The organism is Amycolatopsis decaplanina DSM 44594 (assembly GCF_000342005.1).
Classification (GTDB): domain Bacteria; phylum Actinomycetota; class Actinomycetes; order Mycobacteriales; family Pseudonocardiaceae; genus Amycolatopsis; species Amycolatopsis decaplanina.
The window spans coordinates 1-14,776 of sequence record NZ_AOHO01000079.1 but is presented as its reverse complement, the minus strand read 5'-3'; the positions used below and the strand labels follow the sequence as shown (position 1 = coordinate 14,776).

Here is a 14,776-nt window from a genome sequence, read left to right as displayed (position 1 = left end):
AGTCCAAGGTGGGGAAGAGGTCCTTCACGGAGGATCAGGACTGGGTGGCCAGGCGCGTGCCGATGTCTCTCAGGCCTGCGAGATCGTGCACGTCACTGGGGAGCGCGGGCACCCGCACCAGCGGGACCTCGGGATGCGCCCGCGTGAACCTGGCGAGCAGCCGCGTCTCTCGATCGGCCAGTGCGACTCGGTCCGCGTGCAGGCGAAGGACGGCTTCGGCCAGCGGAGCGCTGGTCTCGCCCTTCGCGAGCTGCTCGGCGGCCGCGATGGCTTCCACGCTGGACAGCGGGGCGAGCACCGGATGCGTCCGGTTCGCGACCAGCCCCGCCAGCGGCATGCTCTCCTCCGAAAGCCGCTCCACGAAGTAGGACGCCTCGCGCAGCGCGTCCGGTTCCGGCGCGGCCACCACGAGGAACGACGTCCCGCCGGACCGCAGTAGCTCTGAGGTCTTGCGCGCGCGTTCGCGGAACCCGCCGAACATGCTGTCGAAGGCCTGCATGAACGCCGAAGCGTCGGTCAGCAACTGGCCGCCGATGATCGTCGAGACGGCTTTCGCGAACATCGAGAAACCGGCGTTGACGACCTTGCGCAAACCCCAGCCGCCCGCTTTGGCCGGTCCGGTGAGGAGCCGGATCATCCGGCCGTCGAGCGCGCTGGAAAGCCGCGTCGGTGCGTCGAGGAAGTCCAGCGCGGACCGGCTCGGCGGCGTGTCGACGACGATCAGATCCCACTCGTCGGTGGCCGCGAGCTGCCCCAGCTTCTCCATCGCCATGTACTCCTGCGTACCGGAGAACGACGTGGAAATGGTCTGGTAGAAGGGGTTCTGCAGCAGCTGCTCGGCGCGTTCCGGGCCGGCGTGCACGCGCACCATGTCGTCGAAGGTGCGGCGCATGTCGAGCATCATCGCCCAGAGTTCGCCCTTGGGCTCGAAGCCTTCGACCTGCACCTGCTTCGGATGGTTGCCCAGTTCGCGCAGGCCGAGCGCCTGCGCCAATCGCCGCGCCGGGTCGATGGTGAGCACCACCGTCTGCCGCCCGCGTTCGGCCGCGCGCAACGCCAGCGCCGCCGCGGTGGTCGTCTTGCCGACCCCGCCGGAACCACAGCACACGATGACCCGGCTCTCCGGATCGTCGATCAGCTTGTCGACCTCCAGGACGTCCGACATCAGCGCACCCCCTGCTCGGTCAGCGCTTCGGCGAGGTCGTAGAGCGCCGCGACGTCGACGCCGTCGGTCAGATCCGGCAGTTCGAGACCCGGCAAGTCCGCTTCGGACAGTTGCTCGCGGGCGCGCTGCTCGGCCGCGACCCGAACGGCGTGCTCGACGGTCTCCTCGACCAGCGCGTCGAGAGTGCTTTCGGGCAGGTCGAGACCGGCCGACACGAGCCCGGCGCGGACGCGCGAGGCGTCGACGCGGCCGTCCGCGGCGGCGGTCACCGAGCGGGCGGGCAGCCGCGGCGGGCGGACCCGGTTGACCAGCACCGCGCCGGGGCGCAGGTCGGCGCCGTCGAGTTCGGCGACCGCTTCGACGGTCTCCCGCACCGGCATCTCTTCCAGCAGGGTCACCAGGTGGACGGCGGTCTCACCGGAGTGCAGCAGCCGCACGACGCCGTCGGCCTGGCCGCGGATCGGGCCGGTCTTGGCGAGGTCGGTCAGCGCCTTGGTGACGTCGAGGAACTTCACGACCCGGCCGGTGGGCGGCGAGTCGACCACGACGGCGTCGTAGGTGTGGCGGCCGTCCGATTCGGTCCGGCCGACGCATTCCTTGATCTTCCCGGTGAGCAGGACGTCGCGCAGGCCCGGCGCGAGCGTGGTGGCGAACTCGATCGCGCCCATCCGCCGCAGCGTCCGCCCCGCGAAGCCGAGGTTGTAGAACATCTCGAAGTATTCGAGGAGCGCGGCCTCGACGTCGATGTGCAGGGCACGCAGTTCGCCGCCGCCGGGAACGGCCGCGATGCGCTGCTCGGCGTACGGCAACGGCTCGGTGTCGAAGAGCTGGGCGATGCCCTGGCGGCCCTCGACCTCGATCAGCAGCACTCGGCGCCCGCCCTTGGCGAGCGCGAGGCCCAGCGAGGCGGCGAGCGTGGTCTTGCCCGTCCCGCCCTTGCCGGTGACGAAATGCAGCCTGGCTCTCGCGAGTTCGTCGGTCCAGCCGGCAAGGGGAGTGCTCACCGGTCCACCCTAATTGAGGGTTCAGCTCGCCAGCATCATGACGCCGAGCGCAGCGGCGACGACCGCGACGATGGCCCAGGTCAGGACGCCGGGCAGCACCGTGAGCATCACCACACCGATCAGCAGGAGGACCACGAAGGTCACCGCGCCGGTGATCGCGACCGCCGCCGAGCTGTCCGCGCGGTCCCGCGCCTTGGCCATCAGGACCGGCACCAGCGGCAACCCGGCCGCGGCGAGCAGGACGGTCGCGACCACGCGCCAGGTCTCCATGGAATCGACGGTAGCGCGTGGGCTCGTGAGTGGTAAGTCGCGTTCTAACGCGACTTACCACTCACGACACGGAACCCGGGCGCGAGTCCCAGCGCGGTGGCGAGCGCGTACTTGTCCACTTTGGACGCGCCGCCGAGGAACTTCACGTAATAGGAAGGCGTCAGCGTGCCTTCGGAATGCCCGAGGATGTCCACCTTGGACACGCCGGTCGCGCCGAGGACCTCGTCGACGAACGCCGACAGTTCCTTCGCGCTCTGCTCCATCGGCGGCGGGCCGCCGGGACTCGCCGCCTTTGCGGGCAGGGCCGCGGCGAGTGTCCACGGGACGGACAGTTCCTCGTCGGCGTTCGCGGGTGGGGCGCGATCAGGGCAACGACCACGACCAGGCAGGCGGTGACGAGGGACTTCGTTGTCCGCATGTCAACGTACTAACTACCCCCGAGTAGGTGTGAAGTGGACCACATCGGCGGGAAATCGGCGAACCGTCCGCGAGAGGGTTTTCCGCATGTGTGTCGGGCGCCCTTGCCGGTTTGGCTACGCTCCCGGACATGAGCGCCACCAAGTGGGAGTACGCGACCGTCCCCCTGTTGATCCACGCCACCAAGCAGATCCTCGACCAGTGGGGCGAGGACGGCTGGGAGCTCGTCACCGTGCTCCCGAACCCGACCGGCGAGCAGCACGTCGCCTACCTCAAACGAGCGAAGAACTGAGGGATTGAAGCCATGACCTGGAGCGATCGACTCGCCGAGCTCGGTATCGAACTGCCAGGCGTCGCCGCCCCGCTGGCGGCCTACGTGCCCGCCGTCCGCACCGGTTCGCACGTCTACACGGCCGGGCAGCTGCCCTTCGTCAAGGGCGAGCTCGAAGCGACCGGCAAGGTCGGCGCCGAGGTCAGCCCCGAAGAGGCGAAGCAGTACGCGCGGACGTCGATCCTCAACGCCCTCGCCGCGGTCGACTCGGTCGCCGGCATCGATAATGTCGTGCGGGTGGTCAAGGTCGTCGGGTTCGTGGCGTCCGCGGAGGGCTTCACCGGCCAGCCCGCGGTGATCAACGGGGCGTCCGAGCTGCTCGGCGAGATCTTCGGCGAGGCGGGCATCCACGCCCGCTCGGCCGTCGGCGTCGCCGAGCTGCCGATCGGGGCGCCGGTCGAGATCGAACTGATCGTGGAGGTGAAGTGATGGACCCGGACATCGAGCGGTCCTCGCACGAGCTCCTGCTCCGGCTGGCCGGCCGGCTGCCGGACCAGCTCCTGTGGCGGTTCCGTGACTGGCTGGGCGAAGGCGCGATGGGCACACTCGCGCGGACCCTGCCCAGGTCTTTGCTTAAGCACAGGATCGACCTGGATCAAACCGAGTATCGCCTGCTAGTCGCCGGGCTCATTCCTCACGGAGCCGACTGGCATCAGGTGAGTTCCACCCTGGGGGTAGACGACGTCACCGAGACCAGGTACACATTCACGCAGAGTGCGCCCGAATGGGTGAACTCCGTCGACTCTGTGTCCGTATTGATCCACGCGACGTTGCGGGGACGGCCGGATGTGGGTGAAGTGCGGCAAAGCTGGCGACACCTCGGTGTGGTCGGCGAGGGTGGGGCGAAACGAGTCCTCCTGGTCACGGCGACGAACGGGCTGCCGAGGCTGACCGGCGAACTGCAGCGCGTCCTGCGCGTGCTGGGTGACGAGGAGCCCGGTGTCGAGGTTCTCCCGCCGAGCATCGACCTCACCGGCTATCACCGCGCCGCGCTCGCCGACTCCGAGCTGATCTGTGTGGGCGCGGTGGACACCGGAAGTCGGCTGGTCGCCGCTTAACGCTCGCTCCACCAGGCGAGCCGGGAGGGAGCAGAGCAATGGTGGAGGTCCACGACGGCCCGCCCATGGACGGGTTCTCGGTGCCCCTGCGCCTGCACAACCTGTTACTGGCCCTGGCGGGTCGTATCGACGACAGTGCTTTGACCGAAGCGCGTGAGCTGATCGCGCGTGCGCACATCGACGAAGCGGTGGAGCTCACCACCGGCACCCTGATCGCGGGGAAGATCCCGGTGAGCTCCTCCGAACAGCGTGAACTCGCGCTCGTCCTCGAGATGAGCAGGTCCGACGCCACCCTGGCGAACGACCTGCTGGTCGTCGAGGAGGACGAGCCGGTGCTCACCCACCGGTTCACCGGCGAGAACCAGCCCGAATTCGGCCTCGCCGAGGCGCTCGACCGCACCCTGCAGGTGCTGCCGGACGTCCGGTCGGTGCACGCGGTGTGGCGGAACACGCCCGCCGGCAGTGTGCCCGGCGCGCTGCCGCAGCGGGTGGTCCTGGTCGAGATCGGCCCGGAGGGCAACCCGCCCGCGGTCGCGTTCCGCGTGGATACCGCGCTTCGCCGCGCGGGAATCCGTTCGGTCGTCGAGGTCGCGGGACCCGGCGTCGCGCGGTCCGCGTACCACCAGGCCGCGTCTTCGGCCGCGAGTCCCGTCTGGGTCACCGGGAGTACCCACTCCAGTGACTTTCGGTCCGAGCCGGTGACCCCGCCGCCCGCTCCCGCCCCGGCTCCCGAGCCGGTCAAGGCGCAGCCGAGCAGGCACGGGCTGCGGCCGGTGAGCAGCGGCGGCCACGAACCGGTCGAGCCGATCGCGCCGGTGGTGCCGATCGTGCAGCAGACGCCCGCGACGGCGACGCCGTCGTCGTCTTCTTCGGAGTCGGTGCCGCCGCGCAAGTCACGGGCGGAGACCCGCGCCGAGCGCACGGCCGACCTGACCCCGGCCGAGGTGGCGCAGCTGCGCCAGGCGCTCAAGGAGGACCCCGAAAAGGGCCGCGAGATCGCCTCGGGCAAGCCGAGCATGCACGAGGTCGTCGAGCTGCCCGCTCTCGACCTCGACGACCCCAGCCTGAGCGAGCGCGACCGCGCGCTCCTGCGCGAGCTGCACGCCGAGCTCGCCGAACGGGAGCGTGCCGAAGCGGCGAAGATCCGGCTGAACGGCGCTTCGCGCAGCAGCGGTTCGAGCTGGTCCTAGCAGGTCCCACGCAATTCGGCACCTGATTGCGGTAGTTGCACGCGCAACGACCGCAACCAGGTGCCGAATCGCGATGTTAGGTTGCGGGTGTGGCTGAAGAACTGACATTCGACATCCCGGTGGGGGCCGGGGTGGGCACCCGCGCCAACGCCGACGGCGAGCCGGTGACACCCAAGGACGCGGCGACCGTGATCCTCCTCCGCGATGGCGCCGACGGCGTCGAGGTCTTCCTGCAGCATCGGGTGAAGGGCATGCCGTTCGCGGGCGGGATGACCGTCTTCCCCGGTGGCGGCGTGGATTCCCGCGATGTCGACGCCTCGGTGAGCTGGGCGGGCCCGGAGCCGGCGTGGTGGGCGGAACGCTTCGGCTGCGACGAATCACTGGCCCGCGCCCTGGTGTGCGCGGCCGTGCGGGAGACGTTCGAGGAGTCGGGTGTGCTCCTCGCGAGCACCGGGGACACCGTCGTCACCGATACGACGCCGTACCACGACGCCCGCGAAAAGCTGGTCTCCCGCGAACTCTCACTCGCCGCGTTTCTCGAGGCGAACGGCCTGACGCTGCGCGCGGATCTCCTGCGCCCGTGGGCGAACTGGGTCACCCCGCCGCAGGAACCGCGCCGCTACGACACCTGCTTCTTCGTCGCCGTGCTGCCCGAGGGACAGCAGGCGGACAGCGCCACCTCCGAGGCCGTCGGCTCCGGCTGGCAACGGCCCGAAGAGGCCATCGCCGATGCCAAGGAAGGGCGCCGCATGCTCATGCCACCGACCTGGATCACGCTCGCGGAACTGGGCGAGTTCGAGTCGGCGGCCACGGCGCAGGCCGTCGAGCGCGAGATCTCGAAGATCATGCCGACGCTGGTGCGCGAAGGCGACAAGATCCGTGTCGTCCTGGACCCGGCGTGAGCGCCCCCGCGTACGGCGTGCTGCGCCAGGTCACGCCGACGGCTTCCGTGCTGCTGGAGCACAATCCGTCGTCGATGACGTTGGAGGGCACCAATTCCTGGGTGCTGCGGGGGGCAGGCGCGTCCGGTTCCGTGGTCGTCGACCCCGGTCACGAGGACATCGAGCATCTGACACTGCTGGCGGAAACCGGCGCCGTCGAGCTGATCGTCCTGACCCACCACCACCCCGACCATGCCGAGGGCGCGCCCTGGTTCGCCGAGCGCGCCGGCGCCCCGGTGCGGGCCTTCGACGAGTCGCTCTGCATCGGCGGTAAGTCCCTTGTGGACGGTGAGGTCATCGAGGTCGGCGGCCTTCGGCTGTCGGTGCTGCACACGCCAGGACACACCGGCGATTCGATCTGCCTCGTGTCCGAAGGGCAGATCCTGACCGGTGACACCATCCTCGGCCGCGGCACCACTGTGCTGCATGACCTCGGCGACTACCTGCGCTCGCTGCGGAAACTCATCGGGCTGCCGGGCGGCACCACCGGTCTGCCGGGACACGGCCCGGAACTGCCCGACCTGGCCGCGACCGCGCGTGAATACCTGACGCACCGGGAAGAACGGCTCGACCAGGTGCGTTCGGCACTGGAGACGCTCGGCGCGGACGCCACTCCGCGCCAGGTGGTCGAGGTCGTCTACGCCGACGTCGACCAGGCTTTGTGGGCGCCCGCCGAATGGAGTGTGCGGGCGCAGTTGGACTACCTGAGGTCGGAGGACGGCGAATGAGTGACGTCGAGGTCGAGTTCTACTGGCGCCCCGGATGCGGGTTCTGCGCCGCGCTGGAGCGGCCGCTGTCGAAGAGCGGCTTCAAGGTGAAGAGGGTCAACATCTGGGAGGACCCGGACGCCGCCGCGCGCGTGCGTTCGGTGGCGAACGGGAACGAGGTCGTGCCGACGGTCTTCGTGGGCTCGAAGGCGATGGTGAACCCTTCGTTCGCCGAGATCGAGGCCGCTGTGAAGGCCGCTTCCGCCTGACTCCTCGTGGGCAGCTGAAGTACATGATGGCCCCCTCCCTTGCGCCAGGCGCAAGGAAGGGGGCCATCATGTACTGGGTGCCGGTGTCAGCGCGGAAGCATCGGCATCACGTAGTAGGTGAGCGCGACATCGCCTGGCTCCACCGCGCGGATGACGCAGGCCCGCATCCCGGGCTGGATGTCGAGCCGCACCCGTTCCCCGGCGAAACCCTGCAGCGCGTCCAGCAGGTAGCGCGCTTGGAACGACGGCGACGTCCGGCCGCCGGACACCTCGGCCTTCAGCGTTTCCTCGGCCTCTCCGGTGTTCTGCTTGGCGCTGGCCAGCCGCAGGTGCGCGTCGCCGACCTCCAGCGTCAGCACCCGGCGATCGTCCGCGTAGACGCCCACCCGGCGCACGGCGGCGGCCAGCGCGTCGGCGGAGACCTCGACTGTCGTGTCCACAGTGGACGACTCGACCAGCTTCTCCGACAGGAATCCCGCGTCGAGCACGGCGGTGGTGACCGCGACTCCGGCCCAGCTCAACCCGAAACGGGTCCTGTCGCCGTGCAGGCCGACGGTGCCGCGCGCCTGCTTCGCCGTCTCGGCGAGCAGACCGGCCGGGACGAGCGCGTCGATCGGCTCCCCTTCGGAAAGCAGCGGCAGGGTGGCCACGGCCATCCGGTACCGGTCGGACGCCGTCAGCCGCAGCTCACGGCTGAAGCTCTGCACGCGGACGCCGGTGAACATCGGCAGCGCGTCGTCCTTCGCCGCCGTGCCGGCGACGGTGCGCAATGCCGTCGCCAGGGCGGCACCGTCCACTTCGGACACTTTGGGTGGCATCTCGGGGAGTCCTGGGTGCAGCTCGCGGCTCAGCAGGGGCAGCGCGTAGCGGCCGCCCTCCACCCGCACGGCCAGCCGTGAACCCTCGACGACCAGGCGCACCAGGTCGTCTTCGAGCATGCGCAGCGTCTCCGCGAGCGGCCCGGCGGGGACGAGGACCTCACCGTCGGTGTGGACCATGGCCTCGCCGGTGAGGCGGACCGCTCGTTCGCTGTCGTTGCCGCCGACGGTCAGCCCTTCCTTTCCAGCACGCAGAAGCAGGCCGGAGCGGGCCGTGAGCAGCCGTGCGGCGGCGGAAACGGCGGACGAGAGGGGGCGGGTGGCGGCGGTCAGATCCATGCCCGCAAGCTAGCGGGCGGCACCGACAAGTTCTGGGGCTTCGGCGACGGCTCCGGACGGCTGAGGGCGGAAAGTGCCGCGCAGCAGCCACACCACCGCGGCGAGCGCGAACCCGACACCGCCGGCGGCGAGGAACGCCGCTTCGTGTCCGGCGTGCTCGACGAGGTAGCCGCTGATCGACTGCCCGAACGCGAGACCGAGGGTCACCGCGGTGAGCACCCAGCCGAACGCCTCGGCCGCCGTGCCCTTCGGCGCGGCGATCTCGATGGCCGCCGAATGCGTCGTCGACTGCGGCGTGATGAGCGCGCCCGCGGCGAGCATGGCGAGCGCCAGGCCCCAGAGCGAGCCCGGCAGCGCGAGCAGCGCCACCAGGGCGCCGAAGCCGGCAAGCAGCACCGGCAGCCGCAGGCCCATCTGACGCGGCCACGGGCGCAGGCTGTACGCGACACCGAACGCGACCGAACTGACCGACCAGGCCGAGAGCAGCAGGCCGCCGATGGACGTGTTCCCCGCCTCGGTGGCGGCCGCGGGGACGGCGACCTCGACGAAGCCGATCACGGCACCGAAGCCCAGCGCGGCGACCGCGAGCGTGCGCATCCCGGGGCTGGCCAGCGCGCCGAGCAGTTTGCCGCCCGACGACGGCGACGGGCCCCAGGCCCGCACCGTCGGGCTCAGCGCGAACAGCACCGCGCCCGCGATCATCGTCAGCGAGCCGGTCACGATGCCGGTGCCCGCCCACGGCGCGGCGATCAGCAGCCCCGCGAACCCGGGGCCGAGGATGAAGAAGACCTCCATGCTGATCGCCTCGTAGGAGAACGCGGCGTTCCGTGTCGGCCCGGCGGGCAGCAGTCGTGTCCACAGCGCCCGCGAAGCCGAACCGACCATCGGTTCGGTGATCCCGGTGCCGAAGGCGAGCGGGACCAGCACGAGTGTCGGCGCGTGCGCCTCGATCGCGGACACCAGTCCGGTCATCGCCAGCGCGAACAGCATCGTGGTGGTCAACAGCGGCCTTGTCGGCCCGAAGCGGTCGATGAGCCGTCCCTGCACGACCGCGCCGACGGAGACGCCCACCAGCGACCCGGCAGACACCAGCCCGGCCGCGGCGAAGGAGCCCGTCTCGCGTTGGACGTAGAGCAGCGCGGAGATGCCGATCATCGCGATCGGCAGGCGGGCGAGCAGGGACGCGATCACCGCCCCGCGGGATCCGGGCGCGGTCAGCGCGGCACGGTAATCGGCGAGGGAGGTGCGGTGGCTCTCGGCGGAAGCGGACACAGACTGGGACACGCGTACCAGTATGACTACTTTGGTACGCAAGTACCAGATCTGCGGCGGTAAGGTTTGTCACCCCTGGTTTCGGGGTACTAAGGAGCTTGAAGCACCCCAAGGTTCGTCACGATCAGGTAACAGTCGGCTGATTCTGGCGCATTCGGGGCAACAAATCGACGCGGATGGCGTCCTTGAGAGTGAAAGAGCTTGAGTTCACGGCCGATGGCCGTGGATGGTTGTACGACAACACACAGTCTCCAGCTCCCTCCGGCGTACGGGTCGGGGCCTTGTTCCGGAGGGCGGGGAGCGCGGATCGTCGGGGGATGGTCCGCGCACAGCGAAGAGCCGGTGCGCCACGTCGGGGGTGGCGCCCGGCTCTTCGTTGTATCCGGAACGCAATTCGGCACCTGCTTGCGGTACTTGCGTGTGCGAGTACCGCAACCAGGTGCCGAATTGCGTGCTGGGAAACTAGCGGGCGCGGCGCGCCAGGCGCTCCGGGTCCAGGATCAGGACGCTCTTGCCCTCGAGTCGCAGCCAGCCACGGTGCGCGAAGTCCGCGAGAGCCTTGTTGACGGTCTCGCGCGAAGCGCCGACGTACTGGGCGATCTCTTCCTGCGTCAGGTCGTGCGTGACCCGCAGCAGACCGGCCTCCTGGCTGCCGAAGCGCTGCGCCAGCTGCAGCAGCGCACGCGCCACGCGTCCGGGGACGTCGGTGAAGATCAGCTCGGCGACCATGTTGTTCGTCCGGCGCAGCCTACGGGCGACCACGCGCAATAACTGCTCGGCGATCTCCGGGCGGGTGGAGATCCACTGCCGCAGCGCCGGGCGGTCCATCGTCACCGCGCGGACCTCGGTCACGGTCGTCGCGCTGGACGTCCGCGGGCCGGGGTCGAAAATGGACAGCTCGCCGAACATGTCGGACGGGCCGAAGATGCCCAGCAGGTTCTCGCGGCCGTCGGGTGACTTGCGGCCGATCTTCACCTTGCCGGACTGGATGATGTAAAGCTTGTCGCCGGGTTCACCCTCGTTGAAGATGACATGCCCGCGAGGGAACTCCACGGATTCCAAGGTCTGTGCCAGCGCCTCGGCGGCTGCTGGCTCAACACCCTGGAAAATGCCCGCTCGGGCCAGGGTTTCGTCCACCTCGGGTGCCTCCTCATCGAGATACGACGTCGATCCTCATCGGGCGAGGACCGTGTCGTCGATCACTTTTCGCGTCAGTCTAGGTCGTGCGCGCGAGATCGCTCGTCGGCACGCCGAACGCGCGCGCGGGCCGGGAATGATCTCGCTCGAACGTGGAGCCTAACTCCGCACGCGTCGCGCGCGAAGCCTGGCCGCCTTCCCGCCCAGCCTGCGCAGCCGGAAAAGCTCGAGCGCGCGCCCGATGCCGTGCCCGTAAAGGGCCCTGACCTCGTTGGGCTGAGCCTGCTCGAGGAACTCCTCGACCTCGTTCTCCTGCACCGCGACGTGCTTGAGCCTGGTCTCCACGCGTTCCATGAACAGTGCGAAGAACATGATCACCAAGGGGACGAGGATGACGAACCAGACGGTCATGCGCCCTGCCCAGGGAATTCCGAAAAGTTGTGCATTACTCCAGATCCTCGCTCATGGCGTCCTCGATCGAAGCGCCGAGGTGGTGCTCTGGCGTGTCGGACGTCGACCGGCGGGTGCTCCCACTGGCTCGTCCGATGGCGCCCGTAGGCTATCCGGGTGCCTCCTGCCCTCACCAATGCCCCCCGCGCGGGGGGCGAGGGTGAAAGCCGGCTCGCATTGGTGAGACGCGCCAGGCGGATGAAGCGTTGCCTCGACGACGAGTTCCCGGACGCGCACTGTGAGCTTGACTTCACCACCCCACTCGAACTGCTGGTCGCGGTCGTGCTGTCGGCGCAGACCACCGACGTCCGCGTGAATCAGGTCACGCCCGCGCTCTTCGCGCGCTACCGGACCGCCGCCGACTACGCCGGCGCCGATCGCGCCGAACTCGAGGAGTATCTCCGGCCGACGGGGTTCTTCCGGGCCAAGGCGAACTCGGTGATGGGACTGGGCGCCGCGCTGGTGGAGCGTTACGACGGCGAAGTGCCCGGGAAGCTGAAGGACCTCGTCACGCTGCCGGGTGTCGGCCGCAAGACGGCCAACGTCGTGCTCGGTGACGCCTTCGGGGTCCCCGGGATCACCGTCGACACCCATTTCGGACGTCTGGTCCGCCGCTGGGGCTGGACCGAGGAAGAGGACCCGGTCAAGGTGGAGCACGCCGTCGGTGAGCTCATCCCGCGCAAGGAGTGGACGCTCCTCTCGCACCGGACGATCTTCCACGGCCGTCGCGTCTGTCACGCCCGCAAACCCGCCTGCGGCGCTTGTCCGCTGGCCAAGATGTGCCCTTCGTTCGGAACCGGCCCGACAGGGTTCGAAGAGGCCGCGAAGCTCGTCAAAGGTGAAGAGCGCGACCACATCCTGGATCTGGCGGCACGCCGGTGACGAGAGTCACCAAGTTCGCCCTCGGTGCCGCTGTGCTGGTGGTTGCCCTGATAGTCGCGTTGCTCACGACCCGTGACGGCCAGGCGCCGGTCAAGACGTCGGGGGATCTCACGGCCGCCCGCGCGAAGGCCGCGCTCGGGCCTTGCCCGCCGCCCGGGCCGGGTGAGGTGGCGAAGCTGCGCGGAGTCGACGTCGAATGCCTTGGCGACGGCTCCCGGGTCGACCTCGCCAAGGTGCTTTCGGGTGGTCCCGTGCTGGTCAACCTGTGGGCGTCGTGGTGCGAGCCGTGCCGTGCCGAACTGCCGTTGCTCCAGCGGTACGCCACGCAGCCGGGTGCCGCGCGCGTGCTCCTCGTCCAGGTCGCGAGTTCCGGGGCCGACGGGCTGGCGATGCTGTCCGACCTGGGGGTCCGGCTGCCGTCCGTGTTCGATGGTGACGGGCAGTCAGGGCCGACGCGGACGGCACTAAAGGTCCCTTCCTCTCTTCCGGCGACGTACCTGGTCACGGCGGGTGGAGACGTCCGGCTCATCGAGAACCCACGCGTCTTCCTGAACACTGACCAGGTGCGCGCCGCTGTGGAAGGGACACCATGACCGGCCCCCTCGTGGACCCCGAGGCCGTGCCCGCCTGGTTGCAACCGCTGGTCAAAATCAGCGGCGACGTCGGCGCGGACACCTTCAGCCGGTTCAGCGTGCCGCCGGACGCCAGCTACCGGTCCGCGTCCGTCCTGATGCTCTTCGGAGAGGGCCCGCAGGGGCCGGACGTCCTGCTCCAGCGCCGCGCCGACACGCTCGGCTCGCACGCCGGTCAGGTCAGCTTCCCCGGCGGGGGCGCCGAGCCGGGCGACGACGGGCCGGTCGGCACCGCGTTGCGCGAGGCGGAGGAGGAGACCGGCGTCGAACCCGGCGGCGTGCTGCCGGTGGCGATCTTCCCCGAACTGTTCGTGCCCGTGTCCGGCTTCGCCGTGACGCCGGTGCTCGCCCACTGGCGGACACCGTCCCCGGTGCACGCCGTCGACCCCGGCGAGACGGCGGCGGTGGCCAGGGTGCCGGTCGCCGAGCTCACCGACCCGGCCAACCGGTTCCAGGTCAGGCGCGAGGGCTACGACTGGAAGGGCCCCGCGTTCGACGTCGGCGGGATGTTCGTCTGGGGTTTCACGGGCGGCCTGCTGGCGATGACGTTGTCGCTCGGCGGCTGGGAACGGGACTGGGACCACGGCGACGTCCGGGAGCTTGACGTAGCGTTGGCCGAACATCAGGCGCGGGTCGACGGGCGGCAAGTGCCGGAGAAGGAGTAGGCGCCGGTGAACTGGGTCGACGTACTGGTGATCCTGCTCGCGTTGCTGGCGGGCGTGTCCGGCGCGTTCCAAGGGGTGATCATCGCCCTCCCCTCGCTGGTCGGGGTGGTGCTCGGTGCCCTCGCGGGGATCAAGATCGCGCCGCTTGTCGTCGAGCTCTTCGAGCATCCGGCGGCGAAGGTCGCCTTCGCGGTGGCGACCGTGGTGTTCCTGGTCGCGCTCGGCGAGACCCTCGGTGTCTGGGCCGGCCGGAAACTGCGTCAGAAGATCAACCCGGACAAGCTTTCCGGCGTCGACAAGACACTCGGCGCGGTGGTGCAGGCCGCGGTGGTGTTCGTGGTCGCCTGGCTGATCGCGACGCCGCTCACGGCCGTCTCCGGGGTACCGGGGCTGGCGAAGTCGATCAACAGCTCGGTCGTGCTCGGTGGTGTCAACGACGTCATGCCGGAAGCGGCGCAGGGCTTCCCGAGCGAACTGCGCAAACTGCTGGACGCGTCGGGCTTCCCGGCCATCGTGGACCCGTTCCAGAAGCCGAACGTCGAGGACACCAGCCCGCCGGACACCGCGCTGCAGGCGAGCGCGATCGTCAAACAGGTGCACCGCAGTGTCGTGAAGATCCGCGGCAACGCGACTTCGTGCTCGCGGGCGCTGGAAGGCAGCGGATTCGTCGTCGCGCCGCAGCGCGTGATGACGAACGCGCACGTCGTCGCGGGAACCGACGAGGTCGCCATCGAGTCCACTTCGGGCAAGTTCCCGGCCAGGGTCGTCTACTTCGACCCCGAGGCCGACGTGGCCGTGCTCGCGGTGCCGAGGCTGCAGGCGCCGGTGCTCCCGTTCACGCCGCGGGTCGCGCGGTCCGGCGACAACGCGATCGTGCTCGGCTACCCGCTCGACGGCCCGTACACCGCGACACCGGCCAGGGTGCGCGGCCGGATCAACCTGCGCGGACCGGACATCTACGAGTCCAACACCGTGCAGCGCGACGTGTTCACTGTGCGCGGGCAGGTCCGCAGCGGCAACTCGGGCGGGCCGATGATCAACCCCGAGGGCGAGGTCATCGGGGTCGTCTTCGGCGCGGCCGTCGAGGATCCGGAGACCGGTTTCACGCTGACTTCGGAGCAGGTGCGGCCGGTGGTGGACACGGCTCCGGCGCTGAGCGCGAACACTTCGACCGGTCCCTGCGCTAACTAGGTGTACTGACCTGAGAGGTTGGGAACGCGGCTGGCGGG

The 14,776-nt window shown here is 69.8% G+C and carries 19 protein-coding genes; 11 read left to right on the top strand and 8 right to left on the bottom strand.

Going from position 1 to position 14,776, the window contains the following annotated elements; translation table 11 throughout:
- Positions 1-34: 34 nt before the first annotated feature.
- The 4 genes from bagB to H074_RS42435 are packed head-to-tail and all read right to left on the bottom strand — an operon-like array spanning position 35 to position 2,702.
- Positions 35-1,165 (bottom strand): ATPase BagB, encoded by a 1,131-nt coding sequence (gene bagB / locus H074_RS36250; protein WP_007035076.1) that lies wholly within the window; start codon positions 1,163-1,165, stop codon positions 35-37.
- Positions 1,165-2,169: an ATPase BagA gene (gene bagA, locus H074_RS36245; protein ID WP_007035075.1), complete on the bottom strand. Its 1,005-nt coding sequence runs from the start codon at positions 2,167-2,169 to the stop codon at positions 1,165-1,167. Before bagA ends, bagB begins: the two co-directional genes overlap by 1 nt.
- 21 nt (positions 2,170-2,190) lie before the next feature.
- On the bottom strand, positions 2,191-2,439 hold the full coding sequence (locus tag H074_RS36240) for a hypothetical protein (RefSeq protein ID WP_007035074.1): 249 nt from the start codon (positions 2,437-2,439) through the stop codon (positions 2,191-2,193).
- Between the two features lie 44 nt (positions 2,440-2,483).
- A complete protein-coding gene (locus H074_RS42435) occupies positions 2,484-2,702 on the bottom strand; it encodes an esterase/lipase family protein (protein ID WP_007035073.1) in 219 nt (72 codons plus the stop codon).
- A 284-nt stretch (positions 2,703-2,986) separates the two neighbouring features.
- Here H074_RS42435 and H074_RS40050 point away from each other — a divergent pair, with 284 nt between their 5' ends.
- The 7 genes from H074_RS40050 to H074_RS36205 all read left to right on the top strand — a co-directional run bounded on the left by H074_RS40050 (position 2,987) and on the right by H074_RS36205 (position 7,352).
- Positions 2,987-3,148: a Sp36 family protein gene (locus H074_RS40050; RefSeq protein ID WP_005166970.1), complete on the top strand. Its 162-nt coding sequence runs from the start codon at positions 2,987-2,989 to the stop codon at positions 3,146-3,148.
- A gap of 12 nt (positions 3,149-3,160) precedes the next feature.
- A complete protein-coding gene (locus tag H074_RS36230; protein ID WP_007035072.1) occupies positions 3,161-3,616 on the top strand; it encodes a RidA family protein in 456 nt (151 codons plus the stop codon).
- Complete coding sequence (locus H074_RS36225; protein ID WP_007035071.1) at positions 3,616-4,245, top strand: hypothetical protein; 630 nt, start codon at positions 3,616-3,618, stop codon at positions 4,243-4,245. Before H074_RS36230 ends, H074_RS36225 begins: the two co-directional genes overlap by 1 nt.
- 38 nt (positions 4,246-4,283) lie before the next feature.
- Positions 4,284-5,435, top strand: a complete 1,152-nt coding sequence (locus H074_RS36220) for a hypothetical protein (protein ID WP_007035070.1) — start codon at positions 4,284-4,286, stop codon at positions 5,433-5,435.
- Positions 5,436-5,524: 89 nt separating this feature from the next.
- Complete coding sequence (locus tag H074_RS36215; protein WP_007035069.1) at positions 5,525-6,337, top strand: NUDIX hydrolase; 813 nt, start codon at positions 5,525-5,527, stop codon at positions 6,335-6,337.
- Positions 6,334-7,104: an MBL fold metallo-hydrolase gene (locus H074_RS36210; RefSeq protein ID WP_007035068.1), complete on the top strand. Its 771-nt coding sequence runs from the start codon at positions 6,334-6,336 to the stop codon at positions 7,102-7,104. Before H074_RS36215 ends, H074_RS36210 begins: the two co-directional genes overlap by 4 nt.
- Entirely contained in the window at positions 7,101-7,352 is a 252-nt protein-coding gene (locus tag H074_RS36205; protein WP_007035067.1) for a glutaredoxin family protein, read from the top strand. Before H074_RS36210 ends, H074_RS36205 begins: the two co-directional genes overlap by 4 nt.
- An 86-nt stretch (positions 7,353-7,438) precedes the next feature.
- Here the strand turns inward: H074_RS36205 and dnaN are convergent, their stop codons facing one another.
- From dnaN to H074_RS36185, 4 genes are all read right to left on the bottom strand, one after another.
- Positions 7,439-8,509, bottom strand: a complete 1,071-nt coding sequence (gene dnaN / locus H074_RS36200; protein WP_007035066.1) for a DNA polymerase III subunit beta — start codon at positions 8,507-8,509, stop codon at positions 7,439-7,441.
- Positions 8,510-8,518: 9 nt separating this feature from the next.
- Positions 8,519-9,781: an MFS transporter gene (locus tag H074_RS36195; RefSeq protein WP_007035065.1), complete on the bottom strand. Its 1,263-nt coding sequence runs from the start codon at positions 9,779-9,781 to the stop codon at positions 8,519-8,521.
- Positions 9,782-10,243: 462 nt separating this feature from the next.
- On the bottom strand, positions 10,244-10,918 hold the full coding sequence (locus H074_RS36190) for a Crp/Fnr family transcriptional regulator (protein WP_003081747.1): 675 nt from the start codon (positions 10,916-10,918) through the stop codon (positions 10,244-10,246).
- A 159-nt stretch (positions 10,919-11,077) separates the two neighbouring features.
- Positions 11,078-11,329: a hypothetical protein gene (locus H074_RS36185; RefSeq protein WP_005166943.1), complete on the bottom strand. Its 252-nt coding sequence runs from the start codon at positions 11,327-11,329 to the stop codon at positions 11,078-11,080.
- Positions 11,330-11,566: 237 nt separating this feature from the next.
- Between H074_RS36185 and nth the strand changes: the two genes are divergently transcribed.
- Genes nth through H074_RS36165 form a run of 4 tightly spaced genes read left to right on the top strand, consistent with a single transcriptional unit; the run spans position 11,567 to position 14,738 of the window.
- A complete protein-coding gene (gene nth, locus H074_RS36180; RefSeq protein WP_007035064.1) occupies positions 11,567-12,250 on the top strand; it encodes an endonuclease III in 684 nt (227 codons plus the stop codon).
- Positions 12,247-12,843, top strand: coding sequence for a TlpA family protein disulfide reductase (locus tag H074_RS36175; protein WP_007035063.1), 597 nt, complete (start codon positions 12,247-12,249; stop codon positions 12,841-12,843). Before nth ends, H074_RS36175 begins: the two co-directional genes overlap by 4 nt.
- Positions 12,840-13,547 carry an NUDIX hydrolase gene (locus H074_RS36170; RefSeq protein WP_007035062.1) on the top strand — a complete coding sequence of 236 codons (708 nt, stop codon included), beginning with the start codon at positions 12,840-12,842 and terminating at the stop codon, positions 13,545-13,547. The genes H074_RS36175 and H074_RS36170 overlap by 4 nt, the downstream gene beginning before the upstream one ends.
- 6 nt (positions 13,548-13,553) lie before the next feature.
- The gene (locus H074_RS36165) at positions 13,554-14,738 is read left to right on the top strand and encodes a MarP family serine protease (protein ID WP_007035061.1); all 1,185 of its coding nucleotides are present in this window, start codon (positions 13,554-13,556) and stop codon (positions 14,736-14,738) included.
- Positions 14,739-14,776: the final 38 nt, after the last annotated feature.